The sequence below is a fragment of the Rathayibacter sp. VKM Ac-2857 genome (assembly GCF_013205025.1).
Taxonomy (GTDB): domain Bacteria; phylum Actinomycetota; class Actinomycetes; order Actinomycetales; family Microbacteriaceae; genus Rathayibacter.
This window is the reverse complement of the sequence record NZ_JABMLE010000002.1, coordinates 173540-185749: the sequence shown is the minus strand read 5'-3', so window position 1 is coordinate 185749 and position 12210 is coordinate 173540. Positions and strand designations below refer to the sequence as shown.

Here is a 12210-nt window from a genome sequence, read left to right as displayed (position 1 = left end):
CGAGCCGTTCGTCCGTCGTGCGGGACGGTCCCCCCACGATGCGCGCGCCCCGCTTCCCTGTCAATCGAGCGGGGGAGGGGTTGACCTCGTCGGCGGCGGTCCCGGCGCACCCCTGCGGGCCTGCTGGACCAGCGAAGCGAGGGTGCGCCCCCTCCATGCTGATCGAGTAGCCCGTGCAACGGGCGTATCGAGATCCATCAGCGTCAGAAGTCGCGTCTGCAGACCCGCCCTGCTGAGGACGGCGGGTCTCGATACGCCCCTGCGGGGCTACTCGACCAGCGAGGGGTGTGCGCCCCTCCATGCTGATCGAGTAGCCCGCGCAGCGGGCGTATCGAGATCCCCGACCGCCGGCGCGCCGCCGCCCGAGATCGAGCCGCGGCTCAGCGATCAGCGTGCGGCGCCGAAGAGGCTGCCCGTCGTGGTGTCGGCGGCCGGGTCGAAGACGGCGCAGACGATCGCGCGGTCGCCGTGCCGCCAGCTCACCTCGGACGGGACGAAGCTGCGGTACTCGAGGGCGGAGTCGCCGTAGGCGATGCTCATCACGGCGCCGAACTCGGGCTCGCAGCCCGCGTCCGCCTGCGCCAGGAGGGTGTTGCGGCTCGTGTAGTCGTCGCCGGGCTGCGCGAACACGTGGAAGACCTCGAGGGCGTGCGGCTCGGCGCAGGGGACGGCCTCGACGTCGGCGACCCGGTCGTCGTCCGGCTCCTGCAGGCAGTCGCCCTTGACGACCGAGAAGGGGTCGACGGTGCCCGCGGTCACGACCACTCCCGTCTCGTCGCGCACCGCCTCGGGCCCGTCGGCACCGACGACGGCGGAGCACGCCGCGAGCGACAGCGCGGAGCCGGCGAGGACCGCCGCGAGCAGGGCCGCGCGACGCAGGCTCATCGGAGCGCGACGATCGCGAGCACGTCGTCGTGCAGCAGGCCGTTGGTGGCGAGGGCGCTGCCGCCCCACGGGCCGTCCTCGCCGTCGGCCGAGGTGAAGCGGCCGCCCGCTTCCTCGACGATGGGGACGAGCGCGGCGAGGTCGTAGGGCTTCACGTCGAACTCGCCCGCGCCGTCGATGAGGCCCTCGGCGACGAGCATGTAGGGCCAGGCGTCGCCGTAGGCCCGGTCGCGCCAGACCGTGCGGGCGAGCTCCAGCAGCTGCTCGAGCCGGCCGGCGCCGTCCCACTGCTGGATGCTGTTGTAGCTGAAGGTGGCGTCCGCGAGGGAGGCGACGCCGGAGACCTGCAGGCGGCGCGGCTCCTCGGCGGCGGGGGCGACCAGCACGCCCCGCAGACCGTCCGGCAGATCGAGGCTGCCCAGGGGAGCGCGGCTCTCGTCCACCCAGGCGCCGGATCCCTTCGAGGCCCACCAGCGCTTGCCGAGGGCGGGGGCCGAGACGACGCCGACCACCGGGACGCCGTCGATCGCCAGCGCGATCAGGGTCGCCCAGATCGGGACGCCGCGGACGAAGTGCGCCGTCCCGTCGATCGGGTCGAGGATCCACTGCCGAGCGGCCTCGCCGGAGGTGCCGAACTCCTCGCCGAGGATCGCGTCATCGGGGCGCTCGGCGGCGAGGATCGCGCGGATCGCCTCCTCGACGGCGCGGTCTGCGTCCGAGACGGGCGTGCTGTCGGGCTTGGTGTCCACGACGAGGTCGAGGGCGAGGAAGCGCTCGCGCGAGATCGCGTCGGCGGCGTCGGCGAGGCGGAGGGCGAGGCGGAGGTCGTCGTCGAGGGTCACGCGTCCACGATACTGAGCGACTCCGCCGCGCGCGGGTCTCCCAGTCGGTCGAGCGGCGCCGGAGGGGCGCACTGCATGCTGGTCGTGCATGTTGGTCGAGTAGCCCCGGAGGGGCGTATCGAGACCCTCCGCCTCCCGGAGGAGGAGCTCTGGCGACTAGCAGTCCGGACCTGGTGGATCTCGATACGCCCGCTGCGCGGGCTACTCGATCAGCATGGCGCGAGTGTCGATTTGACGAAACGGGGGTGGGCGCTGGTAATGTGATCCCTCGGTTCGGCACGCACGATTCGCCGGTCGCCACGCACCTCTAGCTCAATCGGCAGAGCAACTGACTCTTAATCAGTGGGTTCTCGGTTCAAGTCCGAGGGGGTGCACCACATCGAGACGCTCGCCACTCCGGCGGGCGTTTCGTCGTTTCGGCGGACGCCCCGTGTGGGCGCGCTCCGCCTGGGCATCCCCGCAACGTGCGGCGCCGCCGCGTGCGCTCCCCGCCGTGTCCGTGGGAGGCTGCCCTCTTCGTCCGATCCGCTCGATGGTGCGCGCCCTTCCCCTCCCGAAAGGACCGCCGTGCCCGAAGACGCCCTGCAAGAAGTCGGCTCCATCGCCCTCGCCGTGCTGATCGCCGTCGTGATCGCCGTCGTCGTGACCGCGGTCGTGGCGCTGATCGTGCGCTCGATCGGCAAGCGCAAGACCTGGGCCCGGCTGCTCATCCGCCGGGTGCGCATCCCGTTCCGCGTGCTGCTGCTCACGATCGCCGTCTGGGCCGCGCTCGCCGCGACCGTCTCGGGCGAGACCTGGCCCGGGCTCGTGGACCGGGTCTTCCAGATCGCCACGATCGGCGCCGCGGCCTGGCTGGTCGGCGCGACCTTCGTCTTCCTCGAGGACCTCGGCGCCGAGCGCTACCGCACCGACACCGCCGACAACCGGCGTGCCCGCCGCCTCCGCACGCAGATGACGATCATCCGGCGGGTGGCCGTCGCGGCCGTCGTCGTGATCGCCATCGGCGCCTCGCTGCTGACCTTCCCCGAGGCGCGGACCGCCGGCGCGAGCCTGCTCGCCTCGGCCGGTGTGCTCTCGATCGTCGCCGGTCTCGCCGCGCAGTCGAGCCTCACCAACATCTTCGCGGGGATGCAGCTCGCCTTCAGCGACGCGATCCGCCTGGACGACGTGGTGATCGTCGAGAGCGAGTGGGGCCGGATCGAGGAGATCACACTGACCTACGTGGTCGTGCACCTCTGGGACGACCGCCGCCTGGTGCTCCCGACCAACTACTTCACCACCCAGCCGTTCCAGAACTGGACCCGCACCGGTTCCGAGCTGCTCGGCGCCGTCGAGCTCGACCTCGACTGGCGCGTCCGCCCCGAGGAGATGCGCACCGAGCTGCACCGCATCCTCGAGGAGACGGACCTGTGGGATCAGCGCGTCAGCGTGCTGCAGGTCACCGACGCGGTCGGCGGCTACGTGCGCATCCGCGTGCTCGTCACCGCGAAGGACGCGCCGACCCTGTTCGATCTGCGCTGCTACGTCCGCGAGCGGCTGGTCACCTGGCTGCACGAGAGCGACCCGATCGCCCTGCCGCGCCAGCGCGTCGAGATGCAGCACGAGGAGGCGGGCACCGCGCCCGCGCCGCGCAGCCACACGCGCTCGGCGCCGGACAACCTGTTCTCGGGCGACCGCGCCTCGAACGAGCGCGGCGCGCTCTTCACCGGCCTGATCGACCTGCGCGAGACCCCGGACCGCGACGGCCGCCCGCGCGACTGACCGCGGGCGCGACCCCGCCTAGCGCTGCTCGCTTGCGAAGGCGAGCAGAGCCTCGGCGATCTGCGCGTCGGCCTCCTCGTGGCTGATCGTGGCGGTGCCGTCGCCCGGCTGCGGCCCGTACCAGCCGAAGTCGGCGTGGTTGGACCCGTCGATCTCGACGAAGCTGGCGTCGGCGGGCAGCTGATCGCTCGCCGCCGCGACCTTCGCCGGGGTGCTCAGGCCGTCCTCCGAGCCGCTCACGCTCAGCACCGGAAGGCCCGACGCGGAGAGGTCGTTCGCGCAGTAGCTGCCGAAGAGCACGAGACCCGCGACCACCGGGTCCTCGCCCCACTGGCAGGCCTTCACGCCGCCGAGGGAGTGCCCGCCGACCAGCCACTCGTCGACGCCGTCGGCCTGCGTCGTGAAGCTCTCGAGCGAGCGCAGGTCGAAGAACGCCAGGTTGAGGATCGGCCGGGTGATCACGACGCTCGCGCCGGCCTCGACCAGCGGAGCGAGCGTGGCCTCGTAGGAGGCGGCGTCGACCTTGGCGCCGGGGACGAAGACGAGTCCGACGCCGTCGAGGTCCGAGCCCGCGTCCTCGGTCGGGGTCAGCACGATCGCGGTGTCGGTGCGCTCGACGGCGACCGCCGGGTCCGCGTCGACGCGGGCGAGCGCCTCCGGATCGGGGCCCATCACGATCGAGGACCAGGTCAGGAAGCCGAGGACGGCGACCGCCACGAGCGCGCCCAGGCTCAGCAGGACGATCCGGAGCGGGCGGCGCCGACGCGGTGCGGCGGTGCGCGCGCTCACCGGTGCGCCGCGATCGCGTCGGCGGCCTGGACCAGGGCGAGGTGCGAGAGCGCCTGCGGGGTGTTGCCCGCGTGGCGGCGGTTCTCGACGTCGTACTCCTCCGAGAGCAGCCCGACGTCGTTGCAGAGTCCGACGAGGCGGTCCATCAGGGTCCGGGCGTCCTCGAGACGGCCCGACGCCGCGTACTGCCGGACCAGCCAGAACGAGCAGGCGAGGAACGGGTGCTCGCCGCCGGCCAGGCCGTCGACCGAGGACTCCGTCCGGTAGCGGTGCAGCAGGCCGTCGTGCATCAGAGCGCGCTCCAGCTCGGCGACCGTGCCGAGCATCCGCGGATCGTCGGCGGCGACGAAGCCGACCATCGGCAGCACGAGCAGCGAGGCGTCCACCTCGCTCGAGCCGTAGGACTGCAGGTAGTGGCCGCGCTCGGCGTCGAAGCCCTGCTCCTCGATCTCGGCGCGGACGGTGTCGCGCAGCCGCTCCCAGGTCTCGACGGGGCCGTCGAGCCCGTGCTCGCGGACGGCGCGGACGCCGCGGTCCAGCGCCGCCCAGATCATCACCCGGGAGTGGGTGAAGTGCCTCGGCTCGCCGCGGATCTCCCAGATGCCGTTGTCGGGCCGCTGCCAGTTGCTCTCGACGAAGCCGAGCAGTGCGCGCTGCAGCGGCCAGGAGAACTCGGTCTCGTCGACGCCGGCGACGCGCGCCTCGTGCAGCGCCACCATCACCTCGCCGATCACGTCGGCCTGGTACTGGTCGACCGCCGCGTTGCCGATCCGCACGGGCGAGGCGCCGTCGTAGCCGGGCAGGCTCGGCATCTCCCGCTCGGCGAGGTCGCGCTCGCCGGCGAGCCCGTACATGATCTGCACGTCCTCCGGTGAGCCGGCCACCGCCCGGAGCAGCCAGGCGCGCCACTTCTGCGCCTCCTTCTCGAAGCCGTGCGCGAGCAGGGCCTCGAGCGTGAGGGACGCGTCGCGGAGCCAGACGTAGCGGTAGTCCCAGTTGCGGCTGCCGCCGAACTCCTCGGGGAGCGAGGTGGTCGCGGCGGCGACGATGCCGCCGGTCTGGTCGTCGGTGAGGGCGCGCAGGGTGAGCAGCGAGCGGACCACGGCCTCGCGGTACGGGCCGTCGTAGCGGATCGCTCCGGCCCAGTCGGTCCACCAGCGGACGGTGCGCTCGATCGCCTTGTCGACGTCGAGCACCTTCGGGGCGCGCTGGTGCGAGGGGAACCAGGCCATCGACAGGTCGACCGTCTCGCCGGGCGCGACGTCGAACTCGGCGGAGTGCACGTGATCGGTGGCGGAGAGGCGCACGCCGCGGACGACGACCGCGTCCGGGCCGGCGACGGCGACGAGCAGCGGATCCTCGTCCGACCCCTCCTGGCGCACCCACGGCATCGTCCGGGCGTAGTCGAACCGGATCCGCAGCTCCTGGCGCATCCGCACCGAGCCGGAGACGCCCCGCACGCGGCGCACCAGTTCGGCGCGGTCGTCGCGCAGCGGCATCACGTCGGTGACCTCGACGACGCCGGTCGCGGTGGTCCAGATGGTGACGAGCGCGAGGGTGTCGCCGAGGTAGTGCCGCTCGACGGTCGCGTCCGCGTCCACCGGCCGCAGCGACCAGCGGCCCTGGTCGTCACCGCCGAGGAGCGCGCCGAAGATCGAGGCGGAGTCGAAGCGGGGGAGGCAGAGCCAGTCGATGCCGCCGTCGCGGGAGACGAGAGCGGCGGTGCGGCAGTCGGAGAGGACGGCGTAGTCCTCGATCGGGGAGACCATGCGCTGATCCTGGCACCAGAACGCTGGGCGCTCCTGATGGTCGACCCGGCAGGGCCGTCGTCAAGGCCGGGAAACGGTCGGCGGGGGCGCCGTAGGGTGTGGCGCATGCCTCAGTCGGTCTCCACGCTGCTCATCCTCGGTGCGACGGGCGACCTGTCCGCCCGCCTTCTCCTGCCCGCTGTCGGTCAGCTCCTGACCCGCGAGCCCGATCGCCGCCTGCACCTCGTCGGCGCCGGTCAGGAGGACTGGACGCAGGAGCACTGGCACGAGGTCGTGGCGTCGTCGTTCGCTACGGAGACCGCCGGGGGCGACGGCATCGACGCGCTCGTCTCGGGCACCCGCTACCAGCAGGTGGACGTCACGGATCCGGAGGCGCTCGCCGCCCTGCTCGCGAGCTGCGAGGGACCGGTCGCGATCTACTTCGCCTTGCCGCCGGCGATCGCGGCGAAGGCCTGCGACGCGCTCGCCGCGCACGATCTGCCGGAGGGGACGGTGCTCGCGCTCGAGAAGCCGTTCGGCACCGACGAGAAGAGCGCCCGCGATCTGAACGCGCGCGTCGCCGCCCTGGTCCCCGAGGACCGGGTGCACCGCGTCGACCACTTCCTCGGCCGCGCGACGGTGATGAACCTGCTCGGGCTGCGCTTCGCGAACCGGATCCTCGAGCCGCTCTGGTCCGCGGAGCACATCGAGAGCGTGGCGATCGTCTACGACGAGCAGCTGGGCCTCGAGGGGCGCGCGGGCTACTACGACGGTGCGGGCGCGCTGATCGACATGATCCAGAGCCACCTGCTGCAGGTGCTGGCGGTCGTCGCGATGGAGCCGCCGTCGACCCTCGGCGCCGCGGACCTGCGCGACGCCAAGGGGATCGTGCTGCGGGCGACGCGGCTGCACGGCGAGGACCTGAGCGCCAACTCGCGGCGGGCCCGCTACACCGCCGGCTCGGTCGACGGGCGGGAGCTCCCCGCCTACACGGACGAGAAGGGGGTCGACCCGTCGCGCAAGACCGAGACGCTGGCCGAGCTGACCGTCGAGATCGACACCTGGCGCTGGGCGGGCGTGCCGTTCACGCTGCGCTCGGGCAAGGCCCTGGGCCAGCGGCGGCGCGAGATCGTCATCCGCTTCAAGCCGGTGCCGCACCTGCCCGCCGGGTTCCACGGGACGGCGGAGGCGTCGGTGCTGCGGCTGTTCCTCGCGCCGGACCAGATGGCGCTGGAGCTGAACATCAACGGACCGGGCGACCCGTACACGCTCGAGCGCGCGTCGCTCGAGGCGACCTTCGGTGCGGGGGAGCTGCTGGCCTACGGCGAGGTCATCTCGGGGATCCTCGACGACGACCCGTCGCTCTCGGTGCCCGGCGACGCGGCCGAGGAGTGCTGGCGGATCGTCCAGCCCGCGATCGACGCCTGGCGCGCCGACGACGTCCCGCTCGACGAGTACCCGGCCGGCAGCGAGGGCCCGGAGAGCTGGCCGGCGGTCTGACCGCGCGGGATCTACTTGGAAGAGACGCCTGCGCACATGCTGGTCGAGTAGCCCCGCAGGGGCGTATCGAGACCCACCGTCATCAGCAGGGCGAGTCTGCAGACTCAGGTTCTGACGCTGGTGGATCTCGATACGCGCTCTGCGAGCGCTACTCGATCAGCATGGGAGACATACTGGTCGAGTAGCCGCGGACCGGCGTATCGAGACCCCGGCGGTGACCGCGCGGGGCGTTTCGCGCCACAGCACGGCCGGGCTCCGCTCCGCCCTACTGTGATCGGCGACCGGTGGTGAGTACGCGCCGGTCTCCGGTTCGAGGGAGTCCCCGTGGTCGTCGTCCTGTCCCCCCTCGCCGGGCGCGCCGTGCCCCTCTCGGCCGTGCCCGACCAGCTCTTCGCGGCCGGCGTGATGGGAGCCGGTGTCGCGATCGAGCCTCCCGCGGAGCCCGTCGAGGTGGTCGCACCGGTATGCGGGATCCTGCTCCAGGTGCTGCCGCACGCGTTCGTGGTCGTCGCGGACAGCGGACGGGCGGTGCTCGTCCATCTCGGGATCGACACGGTGGGGCTGAAGGGCGCCGGCTTCTCGGTCCTCGCCGCCAAGGGCGACCGCGTCGAGGCCGGGACACCCGTCCTGGCCTACGACGTCCCGGCGATCCTCGCCGCGGGACTCCCGTCCGTGGTCCCCGTCGTCGTGCTGGAGCGGACCGCGGACTACGTCGACGTCCTCGTGGTGGACGGCGCGTCCGTCCTCGCCGGTGACCCTCTGCTCTCCGCATGACCGCCCGCCCTCGGAGCGCGCTTGCCTCCCGCCGCCGACTCGTCGTCCCCGGCTTCGCCGGTCTGCAGCGCCTCGGCAAGAGCCTCATGCTGCCGATCGCGGTGCTCCCGGCGGCGGGGCTCCTCCTCCGGCTCGGACAGCCTGACCTGCTCGGGCGGATCGACCTGCCCGTCCTCGGTCCGTTCTTCCAGGCGATGAGCGCGGCGGGCGGCGCCCTCTTCGAGAACCTGGCGCTGCTGTTCGCCGTCGGTGTCGCGATCGGCTTCACCAGGAAGCCGGACGGCTCGACCGCCCTGGCGGCGGTCGTCGGCCACCTCGTGCTCGCGAAGGTCTTCACCGTCCTGTCGCCGATCGTCCTGGCGGGGCGGACGACGGCCGCCGGCGATCAGGTGCAGATCGACTACAGCGTCTTCGGCGGGATCGTGGTCGGTCTGCTCACGGCCGTGCTGTTCGACCGGTTCCACACCATCGAGCTCCCCGCCTACCTCGGGTTCTTCAGCGGCCGGCGGTTCGTCCCGATCGTCGTCTCGCTCGCGTGCCTCGTCGTCGGGTTCGGCCTGAGCTGGTTCTACCCGGTCTTCGAGACCGGCCTCACCGGTCTCGGAGCCTTCATCGGCGGCACCGGGGCACTCGGCGCCTTCGTCTACGGCTTCGCGAACCGCATGCTGATCCCTCTCGGGCTGCACCACATCCTCAACTCCTACGTCTGGTTCCTCCAGGGCTCCTACACCCGCGACGACGGCGGTGTCGTAACGGGGGAGCTGACCCGCTTCGCCGCGGGCGATCCGACCGCGGGTGCACTCACCGCGGGCTTCTACCCCGTGCTCATGTTCGGACTCCCGGCGGCGGCGCTGGCGATGATCCACGTGTCGAACCGCTCGCAGCGCGCGGCCGCGATCGGCATCCTCGGCGCTGCCGGTCTGACCGCCTTCCTCACCGGCATCACGGAGCCGCTGGAGTTCGCGTTCATGTTCGCGGCGTTCCCGCTCTACGTCGTGCACGCCGTGCTGACCGGGCTGTCCCTCGCGATCGCGGACCTCCTCGACATCCACCTCGGCTTCTCGTTCTCCGCGGGGCTCGTCGACCTGCTGCTGTACGGCACGGCGCCGGCCGCGAGGAACGTGGGGCTGCTCGTGGTGATGGGAGTCGTCTACTTCGGCGTGTACTACCTGCTGTTCCGGGTGGTGATCAGGAGGTGGAATCTGCGGACGCCGGGCCGGGAGGAGGTCGCCGCCGGAGTGGACGTGGGCGAACCTGTCGCGGTCGAGGCGGAGCCGGTCTCCACGTCGAACGCTCCGCCGGAGTCCGAGGCCGAGTCGCTCATCGCGGCCTTCGGCGGGCGCGGCAACCTCGTCCACGTCGACGCGTGCATCACGCGCCTGCGCGTCCAGGTCGGCGACCGGGCGCTGGTCGATCAGGGGCGGCTGAAGGCGCTCGGGGCGGCCGGAGTGCTCGAGGTGGGCGAGAGCATCCAGGCGGTCTTCGGCCCCCGCGCGGAGGTGCTGAAGAACGACATCCTCGACGTGCTCTGACGGGTGCGGGATCTCGATACGCCCTCTGCGAGGGCTACTCGATCAGCATGCAAGGGGCCGCGCCGAACATGCTGGTCGAGTAGCCGCGGAGCGGCGTATCGAGACCCGATGTGTTCAGCAGGGTGGATCTCGATACGCCCTCTGCGAGGGCTACTCGATCAGCATGGACTTCGCCGTCTGCTTGAGCGGCGGTGTCATTCTCTGCTGGTCGAGTAGCCGCGGAGCGGCGTATCGAGACCCGACGGGCTCAGCAGGCAGGGGGCCGACGGGTCAGCGGGGGGCGTCGGCCGGGGTCGCGACCGAGGCGGCGTCGGGCTCGGCCCAGACGGCGATCGGCTTGGGGTCCCACGTGAGGGCGGCGGGCTCGGCGACGGGGGCGGCCGGCTCCGCGGTGACGGGGGGAGTGGAGGCGCGCATCACGGGGATGGCGGAGGTGACCGGGTTCGCGGTGGCCTCGACGCCGGCGCGGAGCTGCTCGGCCTGAATGGCTGCGGACAGCTCGTGCGCGAGCGAGCGGGCCAGCATCCCGTGGAAGATCGGGTCGCGGTCGTCCTGGCTGCGGCGGGTGACGACCCAGGCGCCCTCGGCGCCGACGAACGCGGAGAGGCGCTCGTGCACGACGGCGAAGAGCTCGTCCTGCGTGAGCGCGGGGGCCGCGGCGACCTCGGGGGCCGGCTGACGGCGCCTCAGACGAAACCTCATGACGAACCCCGTTTCCCGTGCCGCGTGCTGGACCTCCAGTGTCCAGGGGCGACGGCACCGGAGCGCGCTGACACGCCGCGGCCGGTGGCGCGCGGCGTGTCAGAAGGCGGTCAGCGGTCGCGCTTCTTGCCGTTCTGCTCCTTGACGAGCTCCTTCGAGTCGTACGAGACCGAGCCGATGGCGACCGCGAGCGCGATCGCCCAGCTGACCCACTGCAGGGCCAGCCGCCAGTCGCGCGGACCCTTGCGCGTCGTCTGCAGGATGGACCAGCCTCCGACGATCGCGCTGATGACGCTGGAATTGAGGATGAACTTGCGCATCGATTGCCTCCTGTGTTCACCACGACGCTAGTGGCCCGGCCCCGTTCCCTCCCAACGGTTGACACCGCCGACGGCCATCGGACGGCTCCGTCGTCGGTCCCGCCCGCTACGGTGAACCGCTGCTCGGCGCCGGGCCGCGGCAGGGACCGAGGAGAACGGGTACGAGATGCGCACGGCTGTGATCGGGGCGGTGCTCCTCGTGCTCGGCGTGATCGCCGCTCTCACCGGGGTCCTGCCGATGGACGCCCTCGGCGAGCTGGTCGAGCGCACGGCGCCGATCCTCGCCTTCGTCGTCGCGGTCACCGTGGTGGCGGAGCTGGCCTCTGAGGCCGGAGTCTTCACGGTCGTGGCCGAGCGGGCGGCGATCTGGGGCCGCGGGCGGACCGCTCTGCTCTGGCTCCTGGTGGTCGCGATGGCGATCGTCAGCACCGTCTTCCTCTCGCTCGACACCACCGCCGTGCTGCTCACACCGGTGGTCGTGCTGCTCGCCGCGCACGTCCGGGTGTCGCCGCTGCCGTTCGCGATGGCGACCGTCTGGCTCGCGAATTGCGCCTCCCTCCTGCTCCCTGTGTCGAACCTCACCAACCTCCTGGCAGAGAGGCGGCTCGGTGTCGACGGGCCGCTCGCCTTCGCCGCGCTGACCGCCGCACCCGCTCTCGTCGCCGCCGTGATCCCGGTGCTCGTGCTCGCGATCCGCTACCGGCGCGAGCTGGCCGGCCGCTACCGGACGGGGGAGCGGACCCCGGTCGAGGATCGCGTCCTGCTGATCGGCGCCGGCGTCGTCGTCGCGCTGCTGCTGCCCGCCCTCGTCTCCGGGCTCGAGGTGTGGATCCCCGCGGCGGTCGCGGCGCTCGCCCTCGTCGTGCTCTTCGCGGTCCGGCGGCCGTCCGCGCTGAAGGTCTCGCTGCTGCCGTGGCAGCTGGTCGTCTTCGCCTCCGGTCTCTTCGTCGTGATGGAGGCGGCGCACCAGCTCGGCCTGGGCGCGGCGCTCGCCGTGGTCGCGGGGGAGGGGAGCGGCGTGGGCGACCTGCTCCGGCTCGCCGGGTCCGGCGTCGTGGCCGCGAACCTCGTCGACAACCTGCCCGCCTATCTCGCGCTCGAGCCGGTCGCCGCGGACCCGGTGCGCCTCGTCGCGCTCCTGATCGGCGTGAACGCCGGCCCGCTGATCACCCCCTGGGCGTCGCTCGCCACCCTGCTCTGGCACCAGCGGCTGACCGCGCTCGGCGTGACCATCTCGTGGCGGCAGTACGCGCTGCTCGGCGCCGTCGCGGTGGTGCCGACGGTCGGCGGCGCGGTGCTCGCGCTGGCCCTCGCCCAGGGCTGAGCCCGTCCCCCGTTCGAGTGCGGCTGGTAGCCT

At 72.5% G+C, this 12210-nt stretch carries 11 protein-coding genes and 1 tRNA gene; 6 read left to right on the top strand and 6 right to left on the bottom strand.

The features are described 5' to 3' along the window. Positions 1 to 387 precede the first annotated feature (387 nt). Both HQQ86_RS08390 and HQQ86_RS08385 read right to left on the bottom strand, forming a co-directional pair. Positions 388 to 885, bottom strand: coding sequence for a septum formation family protein (locus HQQ86_RS08390; RefSeq protein ID WP_173287698.1), 498 nt, complete (start codon positions 883 to 885; stop codon positions 388 to 390). Then, positions 882 to 1727, bottom strand: a complete 846-nt coding sequence (locus tag HQQ86_RS08385; protein WP_367948595.1) for an inositol monophosphatase — start codon at positions 1725 to 1727, stop codon at positions 882 to 884. The genes HQQ86_RS08390 and HQQ86_RS08385 overlap by 4 nt, the downstream gene beginning before the upstream one ends. 301 nt (positions 1728 to 2028) lie before the next feature. On the opposite strand from HQQ86_RS08385, the gene HQQ86_RS08380 reads away from it, so the two are divergent. Together HQQ86_RS08380 and HQQ86_RS08375 are read left to right on the top strand one after the other, a co-directional pair. Further along, a tRNA-Lys gene (locus HQQ86_RS08380) sits at positions 2029 to 2104 on the top strand. A gap of 190 nt (positions 2105 to 2294) precedes the next feature. After that, entirely contained in the window at positions 2295 to 3488 is a 1194-nt protein-coding gene (locus HQQ86_RS08375; protein WP_173287696.1) for a mechanosensitive ion channel domain-containing protein, read from the top strand. An 18-nt stretch (positions 3489 to 3506) separates the two neighbouring features. Here the strand turns inward: HQQ86_RS08375 and HQQ86_RS08370 are convergent, their stop codons facing one another. Continuing rightward, entirely contained in the window at positions 3507 to 4277 is a 771-nt protein-coding gene (locus tag HQQ86_RS08370) for an alpha/beta hydrolase (RefSeq protein WP_173287695.1), read from the bottom strand. Beyond that, a complete protein-coding gene (locus HQQ86_RS08365) occupies positions 4274 to 6046 on the bottom strand; it encodes a glycoside hydrolase family 15 protein (RefSeq protein WP_173287694.1) in 1773 nt (590 codons plus the stop codon). The genes HQQ86_RS08370 and HQQ86_RS08365 overlap by 4 nt, the downstream gene beginning before the upstream one ends. A 105-nt stretch (positions 6047 to 6151) precedes the next feature. Between HQQ86_RS08365 and HQQ86_RS08360 the strand changes: the two genes are divergently transcribed. The 3 genes from HQQ86_RS08360 to HQQ86_RS08350 all read left to right on the top strand — a co-directional run bounded on the left by HQQ86_RS08360 (position 6152) and on the right by HQQ86_RS08350 (position 9831). After that, complete coding sequence (locus HQQ86_RS08360) at positions 6152 to 7525, top strand: glucose-6-phosphate dehydrogenase (RefSeq protein ID WP_173287693.1); 1374 nt, start codon at positions 6152 to 6154, stop codon at positions 7523 to 7525. 324 nt (positions 7526 to 7849) lie between these two features. After that, on the top strand, positions 7850 to 8299 hold the full coding sequence (locus HQQ86_RS08355) for a PTS glucose transporter subunit IIA (protein WP_173287692.1): 450 nt from the start codon (positions 7850 to 7852) through the stop codon (positions 8297 to 8299). Continuing rightward, positions 8296 to 9831: a PTS transporter subunit EIIC gene (locus HQQ86_RS08350; RefSeq protein WP_173287691.1), complete on the top strand. Its 1536-nt coding sequence runs from the start codon at positions 8296 to 8298 to the stop codon at positions 9829 to 9831. Before HQQ86_RS08355 ends, HQQ86_RS08350 begins: the two co-directional genes overlap by 4 nt. Before the next feature lie 270 nt (positions 9832 to 10101). On the opposite strand, the gene HQQ86_RS08345 is transcribed toward HQQ86_RS08350, so the two are convergent. Together HQQ86_RS08345 and HQQ86_RS08340 are read right to left on the bottom strand one after the other, a co-directional pair. After that, positions 10102 to 10533: a hypothetical protein gene (locus tag HQQ86_RS08345; RefSeq protein ID WP_173287690.1), complete on the bottom strand. Its 432-nt coding sequence runs from the start codon at positions 10531 to 10533 to the stop codon at positions 10102 to 10104. 110 nt (positions 10534 to 10643) lie between these two features. Continuing rightward, a complete protein-coding gene (locus tag HQQ86_RS08340) occupies positions 10644 to 10853 on the bottom strand; it encodes a hypothetical protein (protein WP_123447985.1) in 210 nt (69 codons plus the stop codon). Between the two features lie 166 nt (positions 10854 to 11019). Here HQQ86_RS08340 and HQQ86_RS08335 point away from each other — a divergent pair, with 166 nt between their 5' ends. After that, positions 11020 to 12177 (top strand): SLC13 family permease, encoded by a 1158-nt coding sequence (locus HQQ86_RS08335; protein ID WP_173287689.1) that lies wholly within the window; start codon positions 11020 to 11022, stop codon positions 12175 to 12177. Positions 12178 to 12210: the final 33 nt, after the last annotated feature.

What these genes read in the sequence shown, in the direction of transcription:
- HQQ86_RS08350 (WP_173287691.1), top strand. Translation starts at nt 8,296, where the DNA reads ATGACCGCCCGCCCTCGGAGCGCGCTTGCCTCCCGCCGCCGACTCGTC.
- HQQ86_RS08365 (WP_173287694.1), bottom strand. Translation starts at nt 6,046, where the DNA reads ATGGTCTCCCCGATCGAGGACTACGCCGTCCTCTCCGACTGCCGCACC.
- HQQ86_RS08335 (WP_173287689.1), top strand. Translation starts at nt 11,020, where the DNA reads ATGCGCACGGCTGTGATCGGGGCGGTGCTCCTCGTGCTCGGCGTGATC.
- HQQ86_RS08345 (WP_173287690.1), bottom strand. Translation starts at nt 10,533, where the DNA reads ATGAGGTTTCGTCTGAGGCGCCGTCAGCCGGCCCCCGAGGTCGCCGCG.
- HQQ86_RS08390 (WP_173287698.1), bottom strand. Translation starts at nt 885, where the DNA reads ATGAGCCTGCGTCGCGCGGCCCTGCTCGCGGCGGTCCTCGCCGGCTCC.
- HQQ86_RS08360 (WP_173287693.1), top strand. Translation starts at nt 6,152, where the DNA reads ATGCCTCAGTCGGTCTCCACGCTGCTCATCCTCGGTGCGACGGGCGAC.
- HQQ86_RS08340 (WP_123447985.1), bottom strand. Translation starts at nt 10,853, where the DNA reads ATGCGCAAGTTCATCCTCAATTCCAGCGTCATCAGCGCGATCGTCGGA.